Raw genomic sequence first — 25,290 nt, 5'->3', positions numbered from 1 at the left:
TGGCGTCATAAAGACTAGTCAGCGGGGGTAGCCGGGCGCCGCACGTTACCTTCCTCATCGAGGTGCTGGGAGGGCAGCAGGCCGCGCTCCATGCGGCGCATCAGGTTCGAGCGAAGGTGGTAGATGTACCACCAGCACAGAGCGAAGATCACGCCCATCGCACCCATCGCCGGGTGCACGATGAAGCCCGCGACGGCCAGCACCTGCAGGGCAATGTTCAACCAGTCAGCCCACTTGGCCTTCTGCAGGAAGGCAGCGACGATCATCGCAACCCCCAGGCCGATCACGTAAACCAAGTTGAAGGTCGTGGCGGCGGAACCGGCGTCCACTCGGGTGATGACGGTCAGCACCAGCAGGATCACGATGGCTTCCATGATGTGCGTTCCGGCCATCACACCGCGCAGCCCCTTCAGCGGGTCGTTGGCCGGGGCCTGGCCGGGACCTAGCGGGCCGTACTCGTTCTGCCCACTGTCCTCGCCAGCCTTACTGCGGTTGTGCGGGTTCTGTGCCACGATTCTGCAGCTCCTTGGTAGATCTTCCGTTTAAAAATTTTCCTGGCGCCGGCGAGTGCCCCGGCGCCTGTGCTGACTGCCTACGCCGGTTCCTTGCCGAACAGCGTGCGAGCCTCCCCGGCCGTCACCACCGAGCCGGTGATCAGCACGCCAGCGCCGGACAGCACGCCGTCCTCGTCGTCCTCGGCCAGTTGGGTGGCGACCTCCACGGCACTCGGCAGGTTCGCGGCCACGTGCACGCGCTCCTCGCCGAAGGCATCCCGCGCGTACTCGGCCAGCACGTCGACCGGAAGGGCGCGCGGGGAATTCACCTCTGTCACCACGACCTCGTCCATCACCGGCTCCAGGGCGGCCAGGATGCCGCGGGCATCCTTGTCCCCCAGCACTCCGACCACGCCGACCAGCCGACGGAACTCGAAGTCGCGGTCGATGGCCGCAGCCAGGGCCTTCGCCCCGTGGGGGTTGTGCGAGGCGTCGATAAACACACTCGGGGTGGAGCGCACGCGCTCCAGGCGGCCGGGCGAGGCGACGGAGGCGAAGCCCTCCCGCACCGTGTCCACGTCCAGCTGCCGCTCGGCTCCGGCACCGAAGAACGCCTCCACGGCAGCCAGTGCCACGGCGGCGTTGCGCGCCTGGTGCTCCCCGGAAAGCGGCAGGAAAATATCCGAGTACTCGCCAGCCAGGCCGCGGATGGTCACGGTCTGCCCACCGACGGCGATCTGGCTGGAGACCACACCGAACTCGCTCGCGGCGCGGGCGACGGCGGAATCCTTCGCAACGGCCTCTTCCAGCAGCACTCGCATGGCCGCCGGCTCTTGCTCGGCGACGATCGTCACGTTGTCCGGCGGGGTGAGCAGATCGTCGGCATCCCAGCGGGCCTTGATGATGCCCGCCTTCTCGCCTGCGATTTCCTCTAGCGTGTCGCCGAGGTAGTCCGTGTGATCCAGCCCGATCGGGGTGATCACGGCAACGTCGGAGTTCACCACGTTCGTCGCATCCCAGCGCCCACCCATTCCGGTTTCCACCACGGCCACGTCCACCGGCGCGTCGGCGAAGGCCGCGTAGGCCATGGCCACCAGCACCTCGAACTTGCTCATCTGCGGGCCGCCTTCGGCCTGGCTTTTCGCGTCCACCATCTCCACCATCGGCTGGATGTCGCGCCACGTATCCACGTAGTCGCGTGGGTGCAGCGGCTTGCCGTCGATGGCGATGCGTTCGGTGACGATCTGCAGGTGCGGGCTGGTTGTCCGCCCGGTGCGACGGTGGAATGCGCGCATCAGCGATTCGATCATCCGCACCACGGAGGTCTTGCCGTTGGTGCCCGCCACGTGAATCACCGGGAAGGCGCGCTCCGGGTGGCCGAGCAGATCCATCAGCATCTCGACGCGCTCGAGCGTCGGGTCGATCTTCGTCTCCGGCCAGCGCTGGTTCAGCTCCGCGTCGACCTCCGCCAGCGCGGCCAGGTCTTCGGGCGTAATGGGGCGTTCTTTTACTGACGCCACCTCGGCCTCGTCCGCCCCCACACCGTCGATAGGCAGGGCTAGGCCTGCATCGTCGAGCGTGACCTCTTCCGGGTAGCTATCCCCGACCTTGTCGTCGGTGAACTTGTCGTCGGTCATGCCTTTGGCAGGCCTTCCAGGCGGGCAGTGATGCGCTCGAACTCTTCCTGTGCGACGCGCTGGCGCTCGCGGATTCCCTCGACGACCTTCTCCGGAGCCTTGGACAGGAAGTTTTCGTTGCCCAGCTTCTTCGCCGCGTTATCCAACTCCTTCTGAGCTGCCGCGAGGTCCTTCTCCAGGCGCTTGCGCTCCGCGGCAACGTCGACGGTGCCGGAGGTATCCAGCTGCACGGCGATCGTGGCCTGGGACAGGCGCACCTCGATGGAAGCGGTCTCCGCGAAGTCTTCCTCCGGGGTTTCCAGGCGCACCAGGGAGCGCACGGCCTCCTCGAAGTCGGCCAGGTCAGCGGCGGCGAAGTCCAGGGCGGCGGGCACCTTCTGGGAGGGCTTTACACCCTGGTCGCTGCGGAAGCGACGCAGCTCGGTGACCAGCTTGTCCACGTCCGCCATGCGGCGTACCGCATCGGCATCGGTCTGCACCCCACCGTTGGTGAGGTCTGCAGTCGGCCACTCGGCGGTGACCAGGGAGTCGGAGTAGCCCTCTTCCCCATCGGTCAGCGCCTTCCACAGCGTCTCAGTCACGAAGGGCATGGCCGGGTGCAGCAGGCGCAGCACTGCGTCCAGCACGCGGCCCAGCACGATCTGGGTGCTGATGCCCCGCTGGACCTGTGCCTCCGTGGCACTGTCCCAGTCACGCGGGATCTGCACCTTGGCGATCTCCAGGTACCAGTCGCAGAATTCGCCCCAGGCGAAGCGGTACAGATTCTCGTTTGCCAGGGAGAACTCGTAGCGGTCCAGCGCGTCGTCTACCAGCTGGCGAACCTCTTCCAGGCGATCCAGGATCCAGCGGTCGGCATCCGTCAAGGTCTCGCGGGCGGGCAGTTCGCCCACACGCGCGCCGTTCATCAGGGCGAACTTGGTGGCGTTATACAGCTTGGTGGCGAAGTTACGGGAGGACTGAGCGGCATCCTCACCCACCGGCAGGTCGGAGCCTGGGTTGGCGCCGCGCGCCAGGGTGAAGCGCAGTGCATCCGCACCGTAGTCGCGCACCCAGTCCATCGGGTCGATGCCGTTGCCCAGGGACTTCGACATCTTGCGGCCGTGCTCGTCGCGCACCAGGCCGTGCAGGAAGATGTCCTTGAACGGAATTTGCGGGCGGCCGTCCTTGCCGGCGCCCAGCACCTCAGGGGTGTGCTTGGAGGCGAAGGTGGCGAACATCATCATGCGGGCGACCCAGAAGAACAGAATGTCGTAGCCCGTCACCAGCACACTTGTTGGGTAGAACTTCTCCAGATCCGGGGTCTTCTCCGGCCAGCCCATCGTGGAGAACGGCCACAGGGCGGAGCTGAACCAGGTGTCCAGCACGTCCTCGTCCTGGCGCCACCCCTCGCCCGTCGGGGCTTCATCGTCCGGTCCGCAGCACACGATCTCGCCGTTCGGGCCGTACCAAATTGGAATGCGGTGGCCCCACCACAGCTGACGGGAAATGCACCAATCGTGCATGTCGTCCACCCAGTCGAACCAGCGCGGCTCCTGGGAGGACGGGTGGATCACCGAGTCGCCGGAGCGGATCGCATCGCCAGACATCTTCGCCAGCTCTTCGACCTTGACGAACCACTGCTCGGACAGGCGCGGCTCCACGGCCTCCTTGGAACGCTCGGAGTGGCCCACGCTGTGCACGTAGGGGAATTTGCGGGCCACGATGCGCCCCTGCTCCTCCAGCGCCAGGCGGATCTTCTCGCGCGCCTCGTAGCGCTCCAGGCCGTCGAACTCGGTGCCGGTGTTCGCAATGTGGCCGGTCTCGTCCATGATCACCGGCATCGGCAGGTCGTGGCGCTGGCCCATCGCAAAGTCGTTCGGGTCGTGCGCCGGCGTGATCTTCACCGCACCGGTACCGAACTCCGGGTCCACGTAGTCGTCGGCCACCACAATCATCTGGCGGTCCGGCAGGAACGGGTGCGGCAGGGTCTTGCCCACCAGGTCCGCGTAGCGCTCGTCCTCCGGGTGCACGGCAACGGCCACGTCGCCCAGCATCGTCTCCACGCGCGTGGTGGCCACGACCACGTGCGGCTCGGAATCGTCCAGCGAGCCATAGCGGATGCTCACCAGCTCGCCCTCGTCGTCGGAGTACACAACCTCGATGTCGGAGATCGCAGTCTGCAGCACCGGGGACCAGTTCACCATGCGATTCGCGCGGTAGATCAGGCCGGCGTCAAAAAGCTCCTTGAACATCGTCTGCACGGCGCGAGACAGGCCATCGTCCAGGGTAAAGCGCTCGCGCGACCAATCCACGGAATCACCGATGGCGCGCATCTGGCGCTGGATCACGCCACCGTACTGGTCCTTCCACTCCCAGACCTTCTCCACGAAGGCCTCGCGGCCGTAGTCGAAGCGGTCCTTGCCCTCGGTTTCCTTCAGGCTGGCCTCGACCTTCGTCTGGGTCGCGATACCCGCGTGGTCGGAGCCGGGCAGCCACAGAACCTCGAAGCCCTGCATGCGCTTGCGGCGGGCCATCGCATCCATCAGCGTGTGGTCCAGCGCGTGGCCCATGTGCAGCTGGCCGGTCACGTTCGGCGGCGGCAGCACAATGCTGAAGGGCGGCTTGTCGCTGGAAGGATCGGCCTTAAAGTAGCCGGAGTCCACCCATCCCTGGTAGAGGGTTTCCTCTACTGCGGCGGGATTCCATGCCGCGGGTAGCTGTGCCGAACGGTCGGCACCAATCGGGTTAGAGCCATTTGCCTTAGAACTGGAGTCACTCACGTCTGCCAAGTCTAGTAGACGGCCCGGACAGGGCATACACCCCGCCTACCACCCGCTCACCCACTGAGCGTTTACATCTCGAGCGCCGCCCGCAACACACCGGCAGCCTCGTCCAACGCCCGCCCGGAATTACGCCACACGCCCGAAGAATTCACGAAGGGGTGGATCAGGCCGGGGTGGCGTCGGAAAGAAACGGGCACACCTGCCTCCCGCAGCTTCTCGGCATAGGCCGTGCCCTCGTCGCGCAGCGGATCGAACCCGGCGACGGCGACATAGGCCGGAGCCACCCCGCTGACGTCGTCGGCGAGCAGGGGTGAAACGTCCGGGTCCAGCCGCTGCACGTCGTCGGTGAGGTACTGGTCGCGATACCACTGCATGTGCGCCTGGGTCAGGAAGTAGCCCTTGGAGAACTCCTTGTGGCTGGGCGTATCCAGCCTGGAAAGATCCGTGACCGGCACAAACAGCAGCTGCGCACGCGGCTGTTCCTGGCCTTCGCGCTTACGGCGCAGGCACACCACGGCGGCCAGGTTGCCTCCCGCGGAATCGCCGCCGACGGCCACCCTATTCTTATTGACGCCCTTAACCTCGCCCGCCATGGCCGCATCAACCACGTCACAGCAGTCGTCCGGCGCGGCGGGGAAAGGATGCTCCGGGGCCAGGCGGTAGTCCACGGAGAGCACGGCTACGCGGGCGGCTTCGCACAGCCAGCGGCAGGTGGAATCGTGCGAGTCGAGGGAACCAACCACCCAGCCGCCGCCGTGGAAGTACACCAGGGTGGGCAGGTCCTCGTCCGGCGAGACCGCCCCGGTGGGACGGTAGTGGCGTACGCGCACGCCCCGGATCCGCTCCTCCACCACGGAGCCGACCTGGGTGACGTGTCCGCCGGCCATGTACGCGGCGTCCTCCACAACCGCGCGGGTGGCTTCGACGGGCTGCTGGGAATAGTCCGCCGGGTGCATCAGGTCGGTGACCAGGCTGGAGGCGCGCACGTCGGAATCCAGTCGTTCGCCGTCGGAGTTAGTGCGGGAGCCGAAGATGCGCAGAACCGGCTCGGGGATCGCGGGCAACAGCCACCCGGCGCGGGCGATGAGCTGGCTGAAAAGCGAGTGCTGGAGTGGTTGGGAGTGGATAGGGGCTGTGGTGTCAGTGGGATTCGTCATGCCTAACATAAAACCACCCGACCAGGCGGCCGGGTGGCGATATGCAGAAAAAAGTTTATCCTTAGGAAACTACAGAAAAACTACCGAGAACTGCAGGAAACTACAGCAGGCCAGCCTCCACGACAGCGGCCTTTTCCTCCTGCAGCTCCTTGATGTTTGCATCGATGCGCTCCTGCTGCGCCGGGCTGATCTCCAGGCCCTGCACGATCTCCCACTCGCCGTTAACAGAGCGGCAGGGGAAGGAGAAGACCAGACCCTCCGGGATTCCGTAGGAGCCGTCGGAAGGCAGTGCGACGGAAACCCAGTCGCCCTCGGCGGTGCCGTTCACCCAGTCGCGCATGTGGTCCAGCGCGCCGCTTGCCGCGGAGGCTGCCGAGGAGCGCCCGCGGACCTCGATGATCTCCGCGCCGCGCTTGGCTACGCGCGGGATGAACTCATCGTTTACCCACGCCGCATCTAGCTTGTCGGCGACCTTCTCACCGTTCAGCGTCAGCTCCGTAACGTCCGGGAACTGGGAGGCGGAGTGGTTGCCCCAGACGGTCATATTTTTCAGGTCGCGCACTGCCACGCCCAGCTTGTCCGCCACCTGCGCCAGGCCACGGTTGTGATCCAGGCGGGTCAGGGCGGTAACGCGGCGCGGGTCGAGGCCCTCTGCGTGGGCCGCAACGATCGCCGCGTTGGTGTTGGCCGGGTTGCCGACGACAATCACGCGGACGTCATCGGCGGCGTGCTCGGCGATCGCCTTGCCCTGCGGGCCGAAGATCTTGCCGTTGGCGGCCAGCAGGTCTGCGCGCTCCTCACCCTTCTGGCGGGGCTTGGCGCCCACCAGGAAGACTGCGTTGGCATCCTTGAAGCCCTCGTCGAGTTCGGCGGTGATGGTGACCTCCCCCAGCAGCGGGAAGGCGCAGTCGGCCAGCTCCAGGGCCACGCCGCGGGCGGCCTGCAGGCCCTGCTCGGTCTCCAACAGGCGCAGGTTCACTACGCGGTCGCCGAAGACCTCCCCCTTGGCGATGCGGAACAGCAGGGAGTAGCCGATCTGGCCGCCGGCACCCGTGACGGTGACGGTAACGGCATTCTGGTTGTTGGTGGTCACGCGGGGCTCCTTAAGCAATGCGTTGGTGAGAGTTTTCTTAAATCCTCTCCCTACTGTAATAACCTGCCCGACACCCTGCACTCTCACTGCATTCGCACATCAAACCACCCCCGCACGAGCCTGGATTAACTGCACATCGCTGCAGGCTCAGCCCCTTCATAGATAAACTGAATTGGTGCAGAATAAGCCCCACCTTCCCGCCTCTGCGGCCTGGTATGGCCTCGGCGAACAGCAGTACATCCAGGCCATGAACACCGCCGTGACCATCGCCATCCGGGTCGGTGCCGCATTCACTCCTGAACACCTGGCCGCGATCACCCAGGCCGCACGCCTGCCGCAGAACTGCGAGCTGCTGGATTCCCCGGCTCGCCTGTACGAGGAAGCGCTGCGTTATGCCCACTCCTCCATCTGGCCCGTGCCGCTAAATGGTTATGACAACCCGGAGATGGAAAGCTCCCCTGTCCGCGAGATGCGCAAGCTCGTCGCCGCCACCTACACGCGCTTTGCCACCCACCCGGACGCAGTGCGCCTGATTGTGGCGGAGAATCTGCTGGGCGATCCGGAGCTCGTCCACCGCGTAGGCGTTTTAGAGGATTCCCCGGTGGTGCTGCACCTGGATCGCGTGCTAATGCGCGGCCACGATATTGGCGCCTTTCGCAGCGGCGTCTCCGCGGAGGATACCTATGCACTCATCACCGCGCTGTGCTCCTTCGCCGTCACCCAGGGCCCAACGTTCCATGCCCTGTACGGCATGGATTCCAGCACCCCCGAAAACGAGGATGGCCTGCGGACCCTGACGTGCGATGCGGTCATCGCCTTCCTCACCACCACGATGCCCACCAACCAGGGCGCGTCGTACACCCACGCTTCGCATTCTTCGGTGATTGGTACCTCGGTCGCCGCGTCGCTCTACAACCACGCACGGCATGAGGATGAAGAGGTTGATGACGCCCCCTCGGCGCCATCGGACCTATATCACGACTAGGCGCTCTTCTTATCCCGCTTGGCGACCTCTTCGTGGGTCAGCAGGGTCGGTTCCGCCTCCCCGCGGGCGCATGCGCCGGTGATGATGACCTCGCCGGTTTCCTCATCTTCAGGGATGGCGAACATGGTCGGCAGCAGCAGGGTTTCCATGATGGACCGCAGGCCGCGGGCGCCGGTCTCGCGGGCCAGTGCCTTCTGGGCAATCTCTCGCAGCGCCTCGTCCTCGAAGGTCAGGCGCACGCCGTCCATGTCGAACAGGCGCTGGTACTGGCGCACCAGGGAGTTCTTCGGCTCGGTGAGTACGCGCACGAGGGCGTCCTCGTCCAGGTGGCCGACGTGGGTCAGCACCGGCAGGCGGCCGATCAGCTCGGGGATCAGGCCGAACTTCACCAGGTCCTCCGGCTCCACGAACTGGAACGGGTTCGGATCCTCCTCGGACTTCGCGCTGATCTCCGCGCCGAAGCCCAGCCCCTTCTTGCCGCGGCGCTCGGAAATGACCTTCTCCAACCCGGAGAACGCGCCCGCCACGATAAACAGAACGTTCTTCGTGTCGAACTGGATGAACTCCTGGTTCGGGTGCTTGCGGCCGCCCTGCGGCGGAACGGCGGCAACGGTGCCTTCCAAGATCTTCAGCAGAGCCTGCTGCACGCCCTCGCCGGACACGTCGCGGGTGATAGACGGGTTCTCCGACTTGCGGGAGATCTTGTCCACCTCATCGACGTAGATAATGCCGCGCTGGGCCTTCGCCACGTCGAAGTCGGCGGCCTGGAGAAGCTTCAGCAGGATGTTCTCTACGTCTTCACCGACGTAGCCGGCTTCGGTCAAACTGGTGGCGTCAGCAATGGCGAAAGGCACATCGAGCATCCGGGCGAGCGACTGCGCCAGATAGGTCTTGCCCGAACCGGTCGGCCCCAGCATCAGAATGTTGGACTTCGCCAGCTCCACCTCGTCGTCGGAGCGGCGGGCGGCGGCGTTCGACTCCTCGACCTGGATGCGCTTGTAGTGGTTGTACACGGCGACGGCCAGGGTGCGCTTGGCCTCGTCCTGGCCGATCACGTAGCTATCCAGGAACTCGGCGATGGCCGCGGGCTTCGGCAGCTTCGCCGAGCTCTCCGCGGGATCGACCGCCAGCAGCTCCTCTTCGATGATCTCGTTACAAAGCTCGATGCATTCGTCGCAAATGTAAACACCAGGGCCGGCAATCAGCTTGCGGACCTGCTTCTGGCTCTTTCCACAGAAGGAGCACTTCAGGAGCTCTGCGCTTTCAGGCATGCGGGACATCAGGCTTTCTTGGATCGGGTAACTTGCGGGACAGCTAGATTAGCACCCTCGTAGGCCTTCAATTCTACTGCGCCACACCAAAAACCCCGCGGAAGCTGAAAGCCCCGCGGGTCGCTAGAGTTTGCCGGGTGCTACTTCTGCGCCGACAGCTTGCGGTAGTCGAAGACCTGGTCGACGATGCCGTACTCCTTGGCCTCCTCGGCCGTCAGGATCTTGTCACGGTCGGTGTCGATGCGTACCTGCTCGGCGGACTTGCCGGTGTGGCGTGCCAGGGTCTCCTCCATCAGCTTGCGCATACGCTCGATCTCCTTGGCCTGGATCTCCAGGTCGGAAACCTGGCCCTGCACACCGCCGGTGGCGGGCTGGTGGATCAGCACGCGGGCGTTCGGCAGAGCTGCGCGCTTGCCCGGGGTGCCGGCGGCCAGCAGCACGGCGGCGGCGCTGGCGGCCTGGCCGAGGCAGACGGTCTGCACGTCCGGGCGGACGTACTGCATCGTGTCGTAGATCGCCATCAGGCTGGTGAAGGAACCGCCGGGAGAGTTGATGTACATCGTGATGTCCCGGTCCGGGTCCAGCCCCTCCAGCACGAGCAGCTGCGCCATGATGTCGTTGGCGGAAGCGTCGTCCACCTGGGTCCCCAGGAAGATGATGCGCTCCTCGAACAGCTTGTTGTACGGGTTGGATTCCTTCGCGCCGTAGCTGGAGTGCTCCACGAACGACGGCAGGATGTATCGCATTTCTGGCATCTGCATCTCTGACATGTCTTAGCTCTCCTTCGCAGAGGTGATGACGTGGTCGACGAAACCGTATTCCTTGGCCTGCTGGGCAGTGAACCAACGGTCGCGGTCGGAATCCTTGGTGATCTGCTCAACGGTCTGGCCGGTGAACTCCGCGATCAGCTCCGCCATTTCCCGCTTGGTGTAGGCGAACTGCTCTGCCTGGATGGCGATGTCGGCGGCGGTGCCGCCCACGCCTGCGGACGGCTGATGCATCATGATGCGGGCGTGCGGCAGGGCGTAGCGCTTACCCTTTGTGCCTGCGGAAAGCAGGAACTGGCCCATGGACGCCGCCAGGCCCATTCCGTAGGTAGCGATGTCGCACGGCGCGTACTTCATCGTGTCGTAGATCGCCATACCCGCGGTGACGGAGCCGCCGGGAGAGTTGATGTACAGGCTGATGTCGCGCGTCGGATCCTCTGCGGACAGCAGCAGAATCTGGGCGCACAGCTCGTTGGCGATCTCGTCGTCCACCTGGCTGCCCAGGAAGATGATTCGCTCGCGCAGCAGGCGCTCGTAGACTGAGTCTCTATGGTTTGGGGTTTCCGAACTCAACTTCGCTCCTTGCCGAAAGTTTTACGAAAGTTCACTTTTGTATGCGCCCCAGCCTAGTCACACCCGTCGGCAAAGCGTGCCTTCCGGTGGGGTTGTTCGCTGTCAGCGCACGGCTTGGTAGCCGTACGGGGTGGCAGCGTCCAGTGTGTAAGCACACGGTATGACAGCGAGCCGGAGTAAGGCATGGCGGACGGGGCAAAAAGAAAACCGCCAGAACCTCGAGTAGAGGTCCCGGCGGTCAGGGAAAACTCTTAGTCTTCCTTCTTCTCCGCTGCCTTCTTGGCAGTGGACTTCTTCGCCGTAGACTTCGTAGCCTTCTTGGCGGTCGACTTCTTGGCGGTCGACTTCTTAGCGGTGGACTTCTTAGCCGTGCTCTTCTTGGCAGTCGACTTCTTCGCCGTGCTCTTCTTCGCAGTGGACTTCTTAGCCGTGCTCTTCTTAGCGGTCGACTTCTTCGCCGGAGCCTTCTTCGGCTTCTCCTCAGCCTTATCCGCCTTGTCAGCCTCGGCCTTGTCTGCCTTGTCGCCCTCAGCCTCAACGTCGCCGAAGTACTCCTTCGGGTCAACGTCCGCACCGTCGGTGTCCTTCACGGAGGTACGGGCGATGTTCAGCGCCAGAGCCTTGCCGCGACGGACGTCAGCGAACAGGCTGCCCAGCTGGCCGGCCTGCTGCAGCTGCATGATGAACTGGTTCGGGTCCATGCCGTACTGGTTTGCAGTGAAGGCGATGTGATCCATCAGCTCTTCCTGGGAAACCTCCGGCTGCTCCTTGTCCGCAACTGCGTCCAGGAACAGCTGGGTGCGCACGGAATCCTCAGCGGAGCTGCGTGCATCCTCTTCGAACTTCTCGCGAGTCATGTCCTGGGCAGCCAGCATGGACTCGAAGACCTTCTCGTCGCCGCCGAACTGTTGGATGATCTGCTGGATCTGAGCGTCGACCTGCTCCTTAACAACACCCTCCGGCAGCTCAAACTCGGTCTGCTCCAGGGCCTCGGCCAGAACCTTGTCGCGGATCTCGCCGGCCTGGGTGTTCTTCAGCTGCTGCTCGACCTGACCCTTCAGGGACTCCTTCAGCTCGTCCAGGGTGTCGAACTCGCTGGCCAGCTGCGCGAAGTCGTCGTCCAGCTCCGGCAGCTCGCGCTCCTTGACGGAACCGAGCTTGACGGTAACCTCAGCCTCTTCGTCAGCGTGCTCACCGGCAACCAGCTTGGAGGTGAAGGTGGACTCCTCGCCCTCCTTCATGCCGACCAGCGCATCATCCAGGCCCTCGATCAGGGAATCGTTGCCGACCTCGTGGGACAGGCCCTCGGTGGTGGCCTCGTCGACAGTCTCGCCGTCGATGGTGGCGGACAGGTCGATGGAGACGAAGTCGCCCTTCTTCACTGCGCGGTCAGCCGGCTTCAGGGTGCCGAAGCGAGCCTGCAGGTTCTTCAGCTCCGCGTCGATGGCCTCGTCGTCGGCCTTCAGCGGTGCAACCTCAACGGAGATGGCGGAGAAGTCCGGAACCTCGATCTCCGGGCGAACGTCGACCTCGGCGGTGAAGGTGATGTGCTTGCCGTCCTCCAGCTCGGAGATCTCGATCTCCGGCTGGCCCAGGGCCTTCACGTCGTTCTCCTCGACAGCCTGGCTGTAACGAGAAGGCAGCATCTCGTTGATGACCTGATCCAGGACAACGCCACGGCCCAGGCGAGCTTCCAGAATCTTCGCCGGAACCTTGCCCTTGCGGAAGCCCGGCATGTTTACCTGCTGCGCGAGGGTTGCGTAGGCCTTGTCGAACTCTGGCTTAAGCTCCTCGAATGGAACCTCAATCGTCAGCTTGGTGCGGGTGGCGCTCAGCTTTTCTACAGAGCTCTTCACGAATGCACACTCCTGTGTATTAATAGCTTCTTTGGCACCGCGGTCTCTCGTTTATCTCGCAGCGCTTTTTACGGTCGGTGCTCAATTTTATAGAACCATCGCCAGGCGCATCACGCTGGGGTGTGGTTTTCAGGCCCCCTGGCCACTAAGCGGATCGCCGAATCCCTCACCGATCCGGACTGCGAACCCCCATTTCACCTTTTCAATGCGACGAACCGCAGGGTGGCGTCACAAAGAAAAGAGTGAAAATAAAAAATGTCGGGATAACAGGATTTGAACCTGCGACCCCTCGCTCCCAAAGCGAGTGCGCTACCAAACTGCGCCATATCCCGATCTTTGCATGCCCCGAAGGGACGTTGCGCCCGCTACTTTACTGGCTGGTTGCTGGGAAATACAAAACGGCAGCTCCCCCGTCGTTGCGCTCGCCTGCGCTCGGGGGGGGAACTGCCTTAAAAGATTGGAGGGAATGACGGGAATCGAACCCGCGTCTTCAGCTTGGAAGGCTGAGGTATTAGCCACTATACGACATTCCCACTGGAAGCTTGCTTCCGTTACGTTGTGCGATGTTACACCATACACCCCGCTATCCAGCAAAATCACCCCAGCACAGTTGGCGAAAATAGCCCACAACCTGCATGGTTGCGGGGGTATGCAGGTGTAGCAAATGCGCCACTCTAATTGTATGGGTTACCTATGGGCTGTACATTCTAGTTTTATGGAACCAATTATCGTCGACAAAAATACCGGCACGGAGCTCTGGACAGCATCACAGTGCGCTGAGTACTCCGGCACAGCTCGTGGCACCTTCACCAGCTATGCAGGCCGCGGTCGCGCACCCCGGCCAGCGGCCAAGTACAACGGGCTGACCCTGTGGGATTCCAACGTGGTCAAGGAATGGCAGCAAAAACGCGATGGCGCCCCGACCTCGTCGGACACCACCGCGCAGAAGTAGTTCTCGCGAGCAGATCTCGCGGAGAAGTAGTTATTTAGTTCTCCGGCAGCGCCGGCGCCTCCCCCGTGCGCTCGTACTCAGCCAGGATGTCGATACGGCGCTGGTGGCGCTCCGCCTCGGACCACGGCTGGGTGACGAAAGCGTCAACAATCGCCAGCGCCTCCTCCTCGGAGTGCATACGACCGCCCAGCCCGATCAGCTGGGCGTTGTTGTGTTCACGGGCCAGCTTCGCGGTCTCCACGGACCACGCCAGCGCACAGCGCGCGCCCGGAACCTTGTTGGCGGCGATCTGCTCGCCGTTGCCGGAACCGCCGAGCACGATGCCCAGCGAGCCCTCGTCCTCCACCACGGACTTGGCCGCTGCGATGCAGAAGGCCGGGTAGTCGTCGTTCGCGTCGTAGGTGTGGGCGCCACAGTCCACAACCTCGAAGCCCTTGGAGGTCAAGTGATCCTTGATCACGTTCTTCATCTCGAAACCGGCATGATCTGCACCTAGGTAAATACGCATGGTGCCAGTCTAGCCGGTTGCCAGCTGCCGGCGGGCGCTACTCCGCAAGTGTTCTACCGCGGATGTCTTACTCCGCGACCGGCGCTTCGGTGCGGGAGCGCTTCAGCTCGAAGAAGTGAGGGTTCGCCGCCAGGGTCACGGAGGCATCGAACAGCTTGCCTGCCTCTTCCCCGCGTGGGATGCGGGTGATGACCGGCCCAAAGAAGGCCACGTCGCCCAGCTGAACGACCGGGGTGCCGACCTCGTCGCCCACCAGCTCGATCGCCTGGTCCTGAGATTCGCGCAGAGCCGCGTCTACAGATCCTTCGTCGTCGGCGGACAGGTGGCCCACCTTGGCCAGGTCGGCGGGCAGCTCGGCCTCTTCCAGAGCCTCGGCGATCAGTTCGTCGTAGCCGTGCGGGTCGGCTGCATCCGCGCGCTCCTCGTTGTGGATCTTGGTGCCCAGGGCGGTGTACCAGGCGGAGAGCTTCTCCGGGTGCTGCTGCCAAATCGCGGTAGCCACGCGCGCCGGCGCCCACGCGGCATCCATCTTCTCGCGGTAAGCGGGGTCCAGGTCACGCCCCTCGTTCAGGACGGAGAGGCTCATCGGCTGGAACTTCACCTCCACGTCGCGGACCTCCTGGACCTCCATCAGCCAGCGGCTGGTAACCCAGGCGAAGGGGCAGATGGCGTCGAAGAACATGGTTACGGTCTGGTTCTTTGTATCGGTCATGTCCCCCACTCTAGCCATGGCGCGGGAACCCTGTCCGGCGCGGCTACTAGGGTGGTCTGCATGACTTCCATCAACCTAACCCGTACCGAGGCCGAGCACCGCGCCAGCCTCATCAACGATGTTCACTACACCATCCAGCTGGATCTTTCCGGCGGCGAGAAGCCGGAAAACAAGCACTTCCGCTCGCTGACCCGCATTACCTTCACCTCCGGCGCCGGGTCCACCTTCCTGGACCTGCGCGCGGACTCGCTGTCGCGGGTGGAGCTCGATGGCGCGGCACTTGGGGACTTTACTTATGACGCCACCACGGGCATTCCGCTCGAAGGCTTGTCTAGTGGCCAGCACGAGCTGCTGGTGGAGGCCGAGATTCCGTACTCCACCACGGGCCAGGGCCTGCACCGCTTCTTCGACCCCAGCGACGACCAGGCCTACATGTACACCCAGTTCGAAACGGCGGACGCCAAGCGGGTCTTCGCCTGCTTCGACCAGCCGGACATTAAGGCGACCTATGACGTTGAGCTCACCACGCCCGCCGAGTGGACTGTGGTGACGAACAATGAGGTTTCCGTGGCGGAGGCTGAGGGCGTCAATAAGAAAAAGCACAGTGCGACCGTGGATTACCTGCTGTCGACCTACCTCATTGCGTTCTGCGTCGGCCCGTGGCACGTGGTGCGCGACGAGTGGCGTGGCACGATCACCGAGCACCCCGAGTCCGCAGCGGCGAAGGGAAAGAACCTGCAGACCAGCGGGGAGATACGCGTACCGCTGGCGCTGTACTGCCGCCAGTCGCTGGCGGAATACCTGGATGCCGACGAGCTATTCGAGGTGACCAAGCAGGGCTTTGACTACTACGCAGATAAGTTCGGCATCGGCTACCCGTTCTACAAGTACGACCAGATCTTCTGCCCCGAATACAACATGGGTGCCATGGAGAACGCGGGTGCGGTGACGATCCGCGACGAGTACATCTTCCGCTCCGCAGCCAGCCACTACCAGTACGAACGCCGTGCGGATACGATCCTGCACGAGCTGGCGCACATGTGGTTCGGCGACCTGGTGACGATGAAGTGGTGGGACGACCTGTGGCTGAACGAATCCTTCGCCACCTGGTCGGCCGCCATGAGCCAGGCTGGGGCCACGAAGTACGACACGGCATGGGTGACGTTCAACAGCAAGGAGAAGGCGTGGGCGTATGCGCAGGATCAGCTGTCCTCCACCCACCCGGTGTTCTCCGACGCGGGCGACATCGAGACGGTGGAGGCCAACTTCGACGGCATCACCTACGCCAAGGGTGCCAGCGTGTTGAAGCAGCTGGCGGCCTACGTGGGGCTGGAGGAGTTCTTCGCCGGCATCCGCGCGCACTTCGCGGCGCACGCCTGGGATAACGCGACGTTCGCGGACCTGCTGGGGGCGCTGGAGAAGGCTTCGGGGCGCGACCTTTCCGACTGGTCGGACCAGTGGCTGCGCACGACGGGCATCAACACCCTGACCCCGGTCTTTGAGGTAAACGACGGGGCTTACAGCTCCTTTGCGGTGGAGCAGTCCGGCGCGCAGCCCGGCGCGGGCGAGACCCGCACCCACCGCATTGCCGTGGGCGTGTACAGCTTTGAGGGGGATGTGCTGAAGCGCACCAAGCGCGTGGAGCTGGATATTTCCGGCGAGCGCACCGAAGTTCCGGAGCTGGTGGGCGTGCCCGCCGGCGATCTGGTGCTGGTCAACGACGATGACCTGGCCTACGGCAACATGGCGCTGGATGAGGGATCCCTGGCGACGGCGATCGGCGGCGGGGATAGCGGCGGGGCCGAGGGCGGCAAGCCGAACATCGTGCGCATTACGGACCCGATGGCGCGTGCCCTAGTGTGGTCCGCGGCGTGGCAGATGACGCGCAATGCGCAGATGCGGGCGCGCGATTTCATTGGCCTGGTTGCCGGCGGCGCGGCTGAGGAAACCGAGCTGGCGGTGCTGGAGCAGATTCTGGCTCAGGCCCGCACGGCGGCTGCAAACTACGCCGACCCGGACTGGGCGGACGAGGGCTGGGCGCAGCTGCGCAAGGCCTTCCTGGCGGCGGCGCGCGAGACCGAAGGCCCGGCCCAGCTGGCGTTCGTTCGCGCCTACGTGGGCTGCGTGCACTCCGCGGAGTCGGCGGGCGTGCTGCTCGCGCTGCTGGGCGAGGCTGATGCCGCCGAGGTGATTCCGGGTCTGAACGTGGATCAGGACCTGCGCTGGGCGATCATCATTGCGCTGACCGCCGCAGCCCGTGCCACCGGCGAAAACGCCGATCAGGTGGAGGCGCGGATTGCCGCCGAAGAGGCTCAGGACAAGTCCTCCAGCGGTGCGGCATTGGCGCTGCAGGCGCGTTCCTCCGTGCCGGACGAGCAGACCAAGCAGCAGGTCTGGCGTGCCCTCACCGTGGAGGCTCCGCAGCAGAGCAACCTGAGCCTGCGCCACCGCAACGCGGGCCTGGTGCACGTCGGCCACGCCGACCTGTTGCAACAGTTCAGCACGGATTACGTTGCCCACGCCGTGGAGTGGTGGAAGTCCCTGAACTCCGAGATGGCGCTGCGCACCCTGGAGGGCATCTACCCGTCCTGGGATCACAGCGACGCAACGGATTCCGCCATCGCCGAACTGGTGAAGGCGGAGGACACCCCGAGTGGCCTGCGCCGCGTACTTTCCGAAGGCCGCGACCGGGTGGCACGTGCCAAGGCTGCCCGCGCATTCGACGCAGCCGGCAAGTAATCGCCGGGGCTGCGCCCCTTCGGCGGGCGTGGCTGCACCTAACTAGCCCCGTCGGTTTCCACAGAACGGATAAGGTTGGAGGCATGACTTCTAGCTTCTACGACGCTGTTGGCGAAGAGACCTTCCGCGCCATCGTGCACGAGTTCTATCGCCAGGTCCGCACCGACGATATCCTCGCGCCGATGTACCCGGAACAGGATTTCGAAGGCGCCGAGGATCGACTGCGCTGGTTCCTGGTGCAGTACTGGGGCGGCCCTGCGGAATTCAACGCTCGCCGCGGCCACCCGCGCCTGCGGATGCGCCACGCCCCATTCCGCATCGACACGGCCGCCCGCGACCGCTGGCTGGAACTCATGGGCAACGCCATGGCCACCATCGATAAAGAACAGCTCCCCGACGAGCACCGCGCGGCCATGTGGGAACACATGGAGCGAGTTGCACACATGCTGGTCAACACTCCCGATCAGTTCTAAAAGTGTTAGCCGATCTTTCTGCCGAGGCGTTTTCACTCCTCGCAGTGGGATCCTTCATCGCCGGGCTGATTGATGCCATCGTCGGCGGCGGTGGTCTCGTCCTCATCCCCCTCATTTTGATCGTGGCACCCGCGACCCCCGAAGCCTCGGCAATGGCGACAAACAAGTTGGCGGCGGTTTTCGGCACCTCATCGGCCGCAGCACGTATGCTCCGATCCTCTGATATTCGCCAAAAGATCGATCGGCGCCTGGTGGCCTATGGGGTTCCGCTGGCTTTCGCCTGCTCGGCCTCTGGTGCGCTGCTGGTAGCAGCGCTCAGCTCCGAGGTTTTGCGACCTCTGGTGATTATTCTCTTGCTTGCGGTTGGCACGTATGTCGCCCTCAAACCCAGCTTTGGCACACCCCAACGCGCTCCATCGCAGAGCCGTCGCCGATGGCTCATCGCGCTGTTCGCGGTGGGAGCTATCGCCACTTACGACGGCTTCTTCGGTCCGGGCACGGGCACGTTTCTCATTATCGTTTTCACCGCGCTTCTTAGCAGATCCTTCGTAGAATCCGCCGCACTGGCGAAGGTCATCAACATCGCCACGAACCTGGGCGCGCTAACCGTGTTCGCCATCGGCGGTCACGTGCTTTGGCTGCTGGGCCTCGGCCTGGCGGTCTTCAACGTGGCGGGAGCGCAAATTGGGGCACGCCTGGTGCTTACCAGGGGAACCGGCTTTGTCCGCATCGCGCTGCTCGTCGTTGTCGTGGTCATGAGCACCAAGTTGGGCTACGACATGTACGCCGGTTCCTAAATCGCTCACGTCGCAGCACCTCCGCGTGCGGCGGCTCCCCAAACCTCTAGCGTGGCCCGGGAACCCGCGCCAGTCCACCGGGGCGTGGCGCGTACACGCTGCCAACCAGTGCATCCACCCGAATCCACGACCCGCTGGCGCTCACGCGCACATAGTCATAGTCCCGCAGCTTCTCCCCCGGCTCCGGAACCAGTCGCAGGCCGCCGAGCGCCGCGATCGTTCGCCCCTCCAGGGCAACGGAGGCGGTGGCGTCATTACCGCGCTGCACTGTGAGAACCTGCTGTTCTAGCAGGCTGCGCGCAATCCCCATCGGCCCGGAGTTAGCCTCGTTCTCCGTGGCCATGTCCGCGTGTAGGCCGCGCACCACGTCCCCCGGAACCGTGTCGATCAGCTCGAAGCCCTGCTGCGGAGGCGGCGAGCCAACCCACATCAGGTCCATGTCCGCGCCCAGGTCGAGGGTCTGCTGGCCGGGTTCAAACGCGACGATCGCCTCCAGCGCGTCGCTGGCGTAGGCCACAGTGCCGCCACTGCCGGCGCCGACGACCTGTCCGGGCACTCGGACGGAAGCCACGCAGCCTAGGGGCGTCGAAATAAAAAGATCCGTCGACCGCTCCCCCACAGCGCTCAGACGCACCAGCGCGCCCGGATCCATCACCAGCGCGCGTTTCATCACCGCCCCCGCGCGCCGCATGGCACTCACTGCCGCGGTCGCGGATCGCGAATCAATTGTTCCCTGTAAATCGATTGTGACGCCCATAGTTCCCCCACCTTAGCCCTCCCCAAAGCTGAAGCTCGCGCGGGCTGGGCGCTTGCGGGTCAGCGAGTCCGCGAGGACAGCGCCGGACTGCAAGCGCGCAAGTATTCATGCGCCGCTAGAAGCGCGCGGCGGTGGTGGCGCGGTCGGTGACCACCTCGTGGTCCTCCGGGATCAAGAATTGGTTGATGTTGTCGATGTCCTGTTCGCTCCACTCGCGGGACTTCCCAGTCATCACGTCGATACCCACCATGACCGCGTCGATGGTGCAGGTGATCCGCCCGACGGAATCCTGGACGACCTGGCGCATGGTGCAGGATTTGCGCCCGACGTCGATGAAGTAGGAGGCCACGGCCACTTCCGACTCCCCCGGCGACAGCGGGAATGGGTAGTCGATGGTGGTGTGGCGCGCGAACATCGGGGGCACGGCAATGTCCATTTCCATCAGCACGTCTTTGAGGAAGACCATCCGCGCGTCCTGGCCGAATTCCAGATACTTGGCGTTATTGACATGCTGGTATTGGTCGAAGTCGGACCAGCGGAGCTCGCGGTGGCAGGTGTGCCAGCGAGTCCCGGTGGCCTCGTGTTCGATGAAGGGCATTGCGTTTCAAACCTCGCTTAGAACCTCACAGATAACTTTTGTTTCGTGAACCAATACTGCCACATCGTTCACACAGGTTCACGTAGTTACACGGTTTAAACGAGAAAGGCGGCGCAGGCCAGCAAATTGGCCTGCGCCGCCGAGCTACTTCAGCGTGCTTCCCGACTAGCGGGTCAGCTTGCGGTGCGTTACGCGGTGCGGACGTGCAGCCTCCGGGCCGAGGCGGTCGACCTTGTTCTTCTCGTAGTCCTCGAAGTTGCCCTCGAACCAGTACCACTGGCCTTCGGCAACATTGCCCTCCCAAGCCAGGATGTGGGTACAGGTACGATCCAGGAACCAGCGGTCGTGCGAAATGACCACGGCGCAACCCGGGAACTGCTGCAGAGCGTTCTCCAGGGAGGACAGGGTCTCAACGTCCAGGTCGTTTGTCGGCTCATCCAGCAGGATCAGGTTGCCGCCCTGCTTCAGCGTCAGCGCCAGGTTCAGGCGGTTGCGCTCACCACCGGACAGCACCTTGGAAGGCTTCTGCTGGTCCGGGCCCTTGAAGCCGAATGCGGACAGGTACGCGCGGGAAGGCATTTCGTTCTGGCCGACGTGGATGTAATCCAGGCCGTCGGAGACAACCTCCCAGACAGTCTGCTCCGGGTCGATGCTCTCGCGGTTCTGGTCCACGTAGCTCAGCTGCACGGTAGAGCCGACCTTCACCTCGCCGGAGTCCGGCTGTTCCAGGCCAACGATGGTCTTAAACAGGGTGGTCTTACCTACACCGTTCGGGCCGATGACGCCCACAATGCCGTTGCGCGGCAGGGTGAACGACAGATCCTTGATCAGGGTGCGGCCGTCGAATCCCTTGTTCAGATCCTTGACCTCGACCACCTGGTTGCCCAGGCGAGGCGGGGTCGGAATCTGGATCTCTTCGAAGTCCAGCTTCTTGTACTTCTCCGCCTCGGCAGCCATCTCTTCGTAGCGCTGCAGACGCGCCTTGTTCTTGGCCTGGCGGGCCTTTGCGCCGGAGCGGACCCACTGCAGTTCTTCCTTGAGTCGCTTCTGCAGCTTCGCGTCCTTCTTGCCGGCGACCTCCAGGCGCTTGGCCTTGGTCTCCAGGTAGGTGGAGTAGTTGCCCTCGTAGGGGTACAGCTTGCCGCGGTCGACCTCACAGATCCAGCCGGCGACGTGGTCCAGGAAGTAGCGGTCGTGGGTGACGGCCAGGACGGCACCCTTGTAGTCCTTCAGGTGCTGCTCCAGCCACAGCACGGACTCGGCGTCCAGGTGGTTAGTGGGCTCGTCGAGCAGCAGCAGGTCCGGCTCGGAGAGCAGCAGCTTCGCCAGGGCCACACGGCGGCGCTCACCACCGGAGAGGTGGGTCACCGGCTCATCGGACGGCGGGCAACGCAGCGCTTCCATGGCCTGTTCGATCTTGGAGTCCAGCTCCCACGCATCTGCAGCGTCGATCTTCTCCTGCAGAGTCGTCATCTCTTCCATCAACTCGTCGGTGTAGTTGGTGGCCATTTCTTCGGCGATCTCTTCGTAGCGCTGGCGGATTTCGAAGATCTCGCCCATGCCCTCTTCGACGTTCTGGCGAACGGTCTTTTCCTCGTTCAGCGGCGGCTCCTGCAGCAGGATGCCGACGGTTGCGCCGGGGTCCAGGAAAGCCTCGCCGTTGGAGGGCTGATCGATGCCCGCCATGATCTTCAGGATGGAAGACTTACCTGCACCATTCGGGCCCACCACGCCGATCTTGGCGCCGGGGTAGAACGCCATCGTGACGTTATCCAGGATGACTTTGTCGCCGTGCGCCTTGCGCACGTTCTTCATGGTGTAAATGAACTCGCCCACGGTGAACTCTTTTGACCTTTCGTGGTTAGTGTCCCAATGTATTCGCCCACCCAGTGTACGTGGTGCCACCGTGCGAAGGCCGACCTGGGCTACTCCCCCGAGCGGCCCAGGTCGGCCTCACCATTTAGCGCCCATTAAGCGCTTGGATTAGCGCTGAGACTAGCGCTTAGAACGCAGGTTCCACTTCCTCTTCCTGGCCGCCTGCGCCGACTCCCACCAGCTCCGGCGAGCCACCGTTCTGCGCCGTGTTCTGCGCCAGGTTCTGCTGAACGTTCTGTTCCACGGCCTGCTGTGCGTTTTGCTCCACAGCCTTGCGGACGTTCACCAACACGTTCCGGGCGCTCAGGTCCGGACCCACGTGAGTCGCACGCACGCGCAGCACGCTGCGGGTCACGGGCTGGCCATCTTCGCCGTTGGCTTCCCACGTGCTCTGCACGATGCGTCCGACGACGATCACGGACATCCCCTTGCACACCGTCGCGCTGACGTTGTCGCCCAGCGCTCCCCAGCACTGCACTTCCATGTAGCACGGGTCGCCGTCCTTCCACTGCCCGTCCGCGCCTTGGTAGCGGTGGTTCATCGCCACGCGGAACGTGGTGAGTGTGGGCCCGCCGTCCAGCCCTTTGATCCGAATCTGCGGGTGGTCAACCGCGTTCCCCACCAGATATGCCTGCGCCAGATTGTTGCTCATCTGACTTGTCCCCTTCCTTGTTGTCGCACCGAAGCTTGTTCCCCGGCGCGTGGCTTTATTGTTAGCGCGTTTCGGGGTTTTTCTTTTTCTTCGTGACGCCACCCTGTGGACAACTCTGCCCTTCAAAGGCGCTTATCCACAGGTTGAAAAGAAGGGGGTTGACAGTTCGCGGCCGGGTGTGCGTTAGTCCGACTTTCCGCGGGATTGCTTGTTCTCGGCTTTGGTTTCAGCCTTGCCTTGAGCCTGGTTTTTGCCCTGCCCCTGAGCCTGGCGCTGGGCTTGGCTCTGGCTCCTATGTTGGGCCTTGTGCTGCGATTTGTGCTTGGCCGAGTGCAGAGTGCTCTGCACGTCCTGGTCGTGGTAATCATCGCCGTAGTACGCGCGGTTGCCAGTATCGATCTGCCCACTGGAAAGCCCAGCCAGCATCGCGTTGTACGCCTCCAGCTCTTCGTCACCCGTGCGCTCTTCACGGCGGTCGAAACGCTTGGCCTCGCGCCGGTCGGAACGCAGCCATTGGAACCCGTGGGCGATGGAAACCACCAGCAGCGGAATCTCACCCAGAGCCCAGGTGATGCTGCCACCCAAGTACTGCTGGTGGTCCAGGTCCACCGGGAATGGGAAGTCCAGCTGGTTGTAGAACTCCGCGTTCAGCGGCTCGGAAATCTGCATCATTGCGATACCGAACCACGCGTGGAAGGTCACCATCGCAAACAGGGTCAGCATCTTGATGAACGGCGAGAGGTTCCGCGGTGCAGCATCCACGCCGATGATCACCCAATAGAAGATGTACCCCGAGATGATGAAGTGCAGCATCATAAACAGGTGGCCGGCGTGCTCACCCGCAATGGCGTCAAAAAGCGGCGAAAGATAGAGGTAATAGAAGCCGACAACGAACTGCGTTCCGGCGACAATAGGGTGCGTCAGGAAGCGCGAGAACGGGTTGTTGATGAACACGACCAACCATTCGCGCGGGCCCGCCACGCCGTCGCGGCCGGCGGCGGGCAGGGCGCGCAGTAGTAGCGTCATGGGGCCACCAAGGACCCAGAACACGGGCACGGCCATGGAGAGAATCACGTGCTGCAGCATGTGTGGGCCGAACATCGCCATGGAGTACATGCCCAGGCCGGAGCTGGTGGCGAACAGCAGGGTGACGTTGCCGGCGGTCCACCAGATCAGGCGCTGGATGGGCCATTCGATGCCGCGCTTCCGGATGCTCAGCCAGGCCCACATGTAACCGGCTTGGAGGAGGATCGCGCCCACGCCGAAGATGAGGTCCAGGCGGAACATGGTGAAGTAACGCCCGATACTCGGCGGCTCGGTGAGGGTGTAGCCCAGCAGTACGTCCTGCTGCGTGAGGTCAACGATCTGCTCGATCGGCGGCGGGATGCGGCCCAGGGAGACGGCGATGCCGATGGTGGCGGCCATGATGAAGATCTCCAGTGCAGCGAAGCGGATGAACGGCTTGCGCTGAGCGTTGGTGGTTTTACCGCTTTCGCCCTCGCCTTCGCGTAGCTTCGGGATGATGCGGGAGCGCTGCTCCCAGCCGAACCAAGCCAGGAGCAACGTCATGACCATTTTTGCGACGATGACCAGGCCGTACTGGGTGGTGAAGAGCTCGTCCAGGTGGACGCGCAGCAGTGCGTTGATGAAGCCGGAGATCGCAACGGCAATGATGCAGAACAGCGCCAAGGTGCTGTAGCGCTGGACGAGGAGGGCCAGGTGCGGGCCGCGGCGCTTCGCGTGCGCCAGCAGGGCCAGCAAGCCACCCACCCACAGTGAGACGCAGATGATGTGCCAGAGCAGCGAGTTCACACCGTAGTCGTGGTTACCGCCCGCCGCGGAGTGCCCCTCCAGCGCCAGCGGGATCAGCGAAAGAACCGACAGCGCCAGGAAGATCGGCTGCCAGATCCACTTGCGCGTGAGCAGCGAAAGCCCACCGGCCACGCCAGCGAAGATGGCAACCCAGAGCCAAGCCTTTGACGCCGACACCTGATCCAGCGCAATCCCCCAATACTCGGGCTTGAGCACCTCTTTGAGGGGGCTGCCGGAGATGTCCGACATGTACATGGGGATCAGCAGGATCGACAGGACTGCGAAACCGATCATTCCCCAGGTGCCCGTGCGTGCGGCACGGAAGCCGTCGAGGGTGAGATAACCCTGCTTGTCCGGGGGCGTGCCGAAGGCGGACATGAGGAACCCGCCGAGGCCCAGACAGCCGATGAAAATCGCCGCGCCGCGGACGAAGGGCAGACCGATGGTGGTCAGCGGACCGGGATCCGGAATGCCCAGCAGGGCGAGCGATTCGCCGAGGAAAGAGTAGCCGATGACCGCGCCGAAACACCCGGCGACGAGTGCACCGATGAGGTACACGAGGCCGGGGTTGCCCAGCTTCGCGGGCTGGGTCGGGGTTTGCGCTTCCGCCTGTGCGGGCTTGGCTTGCGCTGCTTGCTTAGCTTCCTGATCTGCCTGGGAGGACATGTTTGGAACCTTACCCTCCGCTCCGGACAGGGTGAACTTCCCGGTTTTGTGTTGTTGGTTGCGTCACAGTGGTGGCGCACTGAACCCCCGCGACAGTGCCACGCTGCCCCGTACCGACCTGCGCGGCTGTGCCACGCTTACGGTATGGCTGCCC

The 25,290-nt window shown here is 63.9% G+C and carries 21 protein-coding genes and 2 tRNA genes; 5 read left to right on the top strand and 18 right to left on the bottom strand.

What is annotated here, in order from left to right:
* Positions 1 to 14 precede the first annotated feature (14 nt).
* The 5 genes from L8V00_RS05920 to L8V00_RS05900 form a co-directional block, all read right to left on the bottom strand.
* Positions 15 to 512 (bottom strand): DUF4233 domain-containing protein, encoded by a 498-nt coding sequence (locus L8V00_RS05920; protein WP_269944492.1) that lies wholly within the window; start codon positions 510 to 512, stop codon positions 15 to 17.
* Between the two features lie 80 nt (positions 513 to 592).
* Positions 593 to 2,131 carry a bifunctional tetrahydrofolate synthase/dihydrofolate synthase gene (gene folC / locus L8V00_RS05915; protein WP_269944491.1) on the bottom strand — a complete coding sequence of 513 codons (1,539 nt, stop codon included), beginning with the start codon at positions 2,129 to 2,131 and terminating at the stop codon, positions 593 to 595.
* Entirely contained in the window at positions 2,128 to 4,926 is a 2,799-nt protein-coding gene (locus L8V00_RS05910; RefSeq protein ID WP_269944490.1) for a valine--tRNA ligase, read from the bottom strand. The genes folC and L8V00_RS05910 overlap by 4 nt, the downstream gene beginning before the upstream one ends.
* A gap of 35 nt (positions 4,927 to 4,961) precedes the next feature.
* Positions 4,962 to 6,050: an alpha/beta hydrolase gene (locus L8V00_RS05905; protein ID WP_269944489.1), complete on the bottom strand. Its 1,089-nt coding sequence runs from the start codon at positions 6,048 to 6,050 to the stop codon at positions 4,962 to 4,964.
* 100 nt (positions 6,051 to 6,150) lie between these two features.
* Positions 6,151 to 7,143, bottom strand: coding sequence for a malate dehydrogenase (locus tag L8V00_RS05900; RefSeq protein WP_269944488.1), 993 nt, complete (start codon positions 7,141 to 7,143; stop codon positions 6,151 to 6,153).
* 175 nt (positions 7,144 to 7,318) lie between these two features.
* Between L8V00_RS05900 and L8V00_RS05895 the strand changes: the two genes are divergently transcribed.
* The gene (locus L8V00_RS05895) at positions 7,319 to 8,128 is read left to right on the top strand and encodes a hypothetical protein (protein WP_237746315.1); all 810 of its coding nucleotides are present in this window, start codon (positions 7,319 to 7,321) and stop codon (positions 8,126 to 8,128) included.
* Here L8V00_RS05895 and clpX read toward each other — a convergent pair.
* From clpX to L8V00_RS05865, 6 genes are all read right to left on the bottom strand, one after another.
* Entirely contained in the window at positions 8,125 to 9,399 is a 1,275-nt protein-coding gene (gene clpX / locus L8V00_RS05890; RefSeq protein ID WP_011273210.1) for an ATP-dependent Clp protease ATP-binding subunit ClpX, read from the bottom strand. The two genes, L8V00_RS05895 and clpX, sit on opposite strands and share 4 nt — an antisense overlap.
* A 140-nt stretch (positions 9,400 to 9,539) precedes the next feature.
* Positions 9,540 to 10,169 carry an ATP-dependent Clp protease proteolytic subunit gene (locus L8V00_RS05885; RefSeq protein ID WP_005296507.1) on the bottom strand — a complete coding sequence of 210 codons (630 nt, stop codon included), beginning with the start codon at positions 10,167 to 10,169 and terminating at the stop codon, positions 9,540 to 9,542.
* A gap of 3 nt (positions 10,170 to 10,172) precedes the next feature.
* The gene (locus tag L8V00_RS05880; protein WP_011273208.1) at positions 10,173 to 10,739 is read right to left on the bottom strand and encodes an ATP-dependent Clp protease proteolytic subunit; all 567 of its coding nucleotides are present in this window, start codon (positions 10,737 to 10,739) and stop codon (positions 10,173 to 10,175) included.
* A 251-nt stretch (positions 10,740 to 10,990) separates the two neighbouring features.
* The gene (tig, locus tag L8V00_RS05875) at positions 10,991 to 12,595 is read right to left on the bottom strand and encodes a trigger factor (protein ID WP_269944487.1); all 1,605 of its coding nucleotides are present in this window, start codon (positions 12,593 to 12,595) and stop codon (positions 10,991 to 10,993) included.
* A gap of 258 nt (positions 12,596 to 12,853) precedes the next feature.
* A tRNA-Pro gene (locus L8V00_RS05870) sits at positions 12,854 to 12,927 on the bottom strand.
* A gap of 126 nt (positions 12,928 to 13,053) precedes the next feature.
* Positions 13,054 to 13,128, bottom strand: a tRNA-Gly gene (locus L8V00_RS05865).
* A gap of 182 nt (positions 13,129 to 13,310) precedes the next feature.
* Here L8V00_RS05865 and L8V00_RS05860 point away from each other — a divergent pair.
* The gene (locus L8V00_RS05860; RefSeq protein WP_269944486.1) at positions 13,311 to 13,547 is read left to right on the top strand and encodes a hypothetical protein; all 237 of its coding nucleotides are present in this window, start codon (positions 13,311 to 13,313) and stop codon (positions 13,545 to 13,547) included.
* Between the two features lie 34 nt (positions 13,548 to 13,581).
* On the opposite strand, the gene L8V00_RS05855 is transcribed toward L8V00_RS05860, so the two are convergent.
* On the bottom strand, positions 13,582 to 14,055 hold the full coding sequence (locus L8V00_RS05855) for a ribose-5-phosphate isomerase (protein ID WP_005296514.1): 474 nt from the start codon (positions 14,053 to 14,055) through the stop codon (positions 13,582 to 13,584).
* Between the two features lie 67 nt (positions 14,056 to 14,122).
* Positions 14,123 to 14,785, bottom strand: coding sequence for a mycothiol-dependent nitroreductase Rv2466c family protein (locus L8V00_RS05850; protein WP_269944485.1), 663 nt, complete (start codon positions 14,783 to 14,785; stop codon positions 14,123 to 14,125).
* Positions 14,786 to 14,827: 42 nt separating this feature from the next.
* Here L8V00_RS05850 and pepN point away from each other — a divergent pair, with 42 nt between their 5' ends.
* The 3 genes from pepN to L8V00_RS05835 all read left to right on the top strand — a co-directional run bounded on the left by pepN (position 14,828) and on the right by L8V00_RS05835 (position 18,776).
* The gene (pepN, locus tag L8V00_RS05845) at positions 14,828 to 17,506 is read left to right on the top strand and encodes an aminopeptidase N (RefSeq protein ID WP_269944484.1); all 2,679 of its coding nucleotides are present in this window, start codon (positions 14,828 to 14,830) and stop codon (positions 17,504 to 17,506) included.
* A gap of 83 nt (positions 17,507 to 17,589) precedes the next feature.
* Entirely contained in the window at positions 17,590 to 17,979 is a 390-nt protein-coding gene (locus tag L8V00_RS05840; protein WP_111712251.1) for a globin, read from the top strand.
* Between the two features lie 2 nt (positions 17,980 to 17,981).
* The gene (locus tag L8V00_RS05835; protein WP_269944483.1) at positions 17,982 to 18,776 is read left to right on the top strand and encodes a TSUP family transporter; all 795 of its coding nucleotides are present in this window, start codon (positions 17,982 to 17,984) and stop codon (positions 18,774 to 18,776) included.
* Between the two features lie 46 nt (positions 18,777 to 18,822).
* Here the strand turns inward: L8V00_RS05835 and L8V00_RS05830 are convergent, their stop codons facing one another.
* From L8V00_RS05830 to L8V00_RS05810, 5 genes are all read right to left on the bottom strand, one after another.
* Positions 18,823 to 19,533 carry a DUF8185 domain-containing protein gene (locus L8V00_RS05830; RefSeq protein ID WP_269944482.1) on the bottom strand — a complete coding sequence of 237 codons (711 nt, stop codon included), beginning with the start codon at positions 19,531 to 19,533 and terminating at the stop codon, positions 18,823 to 18,825.
* Positions 19,534 to 19,648: 115 nt separating this feature from the next.
* The gene (locus L8V00_RS05825; RefSeq protein ID WP_035005369.1) at positions 19,649 to 20,131 is read right to left on the bottom strand and encodes an acyl-CoA thioesterase; all 483 of its coding nucleotides are present in this window, start codon (positions 20,129 to 20,131) and stop codon (positions 19,649 to 19,651) included.
* 165 nt (positions 20,132 to 20,296) lie between these two features.
* Positions 20,297 to 21,967 carry an energy-dependent translational throttle protein EttA gene (gene ettA, locus L8V00_RS05820; protein ID WP_269944481.1) on the bottom strand — a complete coding sequence of 557 codons (1,671 nt, stop codon included), beginning with the start codon at positions 21,965 to 21,967 and terminating at the stop codon, positions 20,297 to 20,299.
* Positions 21,968 to 22,133: 166 nt separating this feature from the next.
* Complete coding sequence (locus L8V00_RS05815; protein WP_035005371.1) at positions 22,134 to 22,658, bottom strand: single-stranded DNA-binding protein; 525 nt, start codon at positions 22,656 to 22,658, stop codon at positions 22,134 to 22,136.
* 183 nt (positions 22,659 to 22,841) lie between these two features.
* Positions 22,842 to 25,136, bottom strand: a complete 2,295-nt coding sequence (locus L8V00_RS05810) for a bifunctional copper resistance protein CopD/cytochrome c oxidase assembly protein (protein WP_269944480.1) — start codon at positions 25,134 to 25,136, stop codon at positions 22,842 to 22,844.
* Between the last annotated feature and the right edge of the window lie 154 nt (positions 25,137 to 25,290).

The sequence above is a fragment of the Corynebacterium evansiae genome (assembly GCF_027570065.1).
GTDB classification, from domain to species: domain Bacteria; phylum Actinomycetota; class Actinomycetes; order Mycobacteriales; family Mycobacteriaceae; genus Corynebacterium; species Corynebacterium evansiae.
The sequence above is the reverse complement of the archived record's forward strand: the minus strand, read 5'-3'. Positions and strand labels throughout refer to the sequence as shown.

Coding starts and splice junctions, on each gene's coding strand:
- folC (WP_269944491.1), bottom strand. CDS start 2,131: ATGACCGACGACAAGTTCACCGACGACAAGGTCGGGGATAGCTACCCG.
- L8V00_RS05910 (WP_269944490.1), bottom strand. CDS start 4,926: ATGCCCTGTCCGGGCCGTCTACTAGACTTGGCAGACGTGAGTGACTCC.
- L8V00_RS05905 (WP_269944489.1), bottom strand. CDS start 6,050: ATGACGAATCCCACTGACACCACAGCCCCTATCCACTCCCAACCACTC.
- clpX (WP_011273210.1), bottom strand. CDS start 9,399: ATGCCTGAAAGCGCAGAGCTCCTGAAGTGCTCCTTCTGTGGAAAGAGC.
- L8V00_RS05885 (WP_005296507.1), bottom strand. CDS start 10,169: ATGTCAGAGATGCAGATGCCAGAAATGCGATACATCCTGCCGTCGTTC.
- L8V00_RS05860 (WP_269944486.1), top strand. CDS start 13,311: ATGGAACCAATTATCGTCGACAAAAATACCGGCACGGAGCTCTGGACA.
- L8V00_RS05855 (WP_005296514.1), bottom strand. CDS start 14,055: ATGCGTATTTACCTAGGTGCAGATCATGCCGGTTTCGAGATGAAGAAC.
- L8V00_RS05850 (WP_269944485.1), bottom strand. CDS start 14,785: ATGGCTAGAGTGGGGGACATGACCGATACAAAGAACCAGACCGTAACC.
- pepN (WP_269944484.1), top strand. CDS start 14,828: ATGACTTCCATCAACCTAACCCGTACCGAGGCCGAGCACCGCGCCAGC.
- L8V00_RS05840 (WP_111712251.1), top strand. CDS start 17,590: ATGACTTCTAGCTTCTACGACGCTGTTGGCGAAGAGACCTTCCGCGCC.
- L8V00_RS05830 (WP_269944482.1), bottom strand. CDS start 19,533: ATGGGCGTCACAATCGATTTACAGGGAACAATTGATTCGCGATCCGCG.
- L8V00_RS05825 (WP_035005369.1), bottom strand. CDS start 20,131: ATGCCCTTCATCGAACACGAGGCCACCGGGACTCGCTGGCACACCTGC.
- L8V00_RS05815 (WP_035005371.1), bottom strand. CDS start 22,658: ATGAGCAACAATCTGGCGCAGGCATATCTGGTGGGGAACGCGGTTGAC.
- L8V00_RS05810 (WP_269944480.1), bottom strand. CDS start 25,136: ATGTCCTCCCAGGCAGATCAGGAAGCTAAGCAAGCAGCGCAAGCCAAG.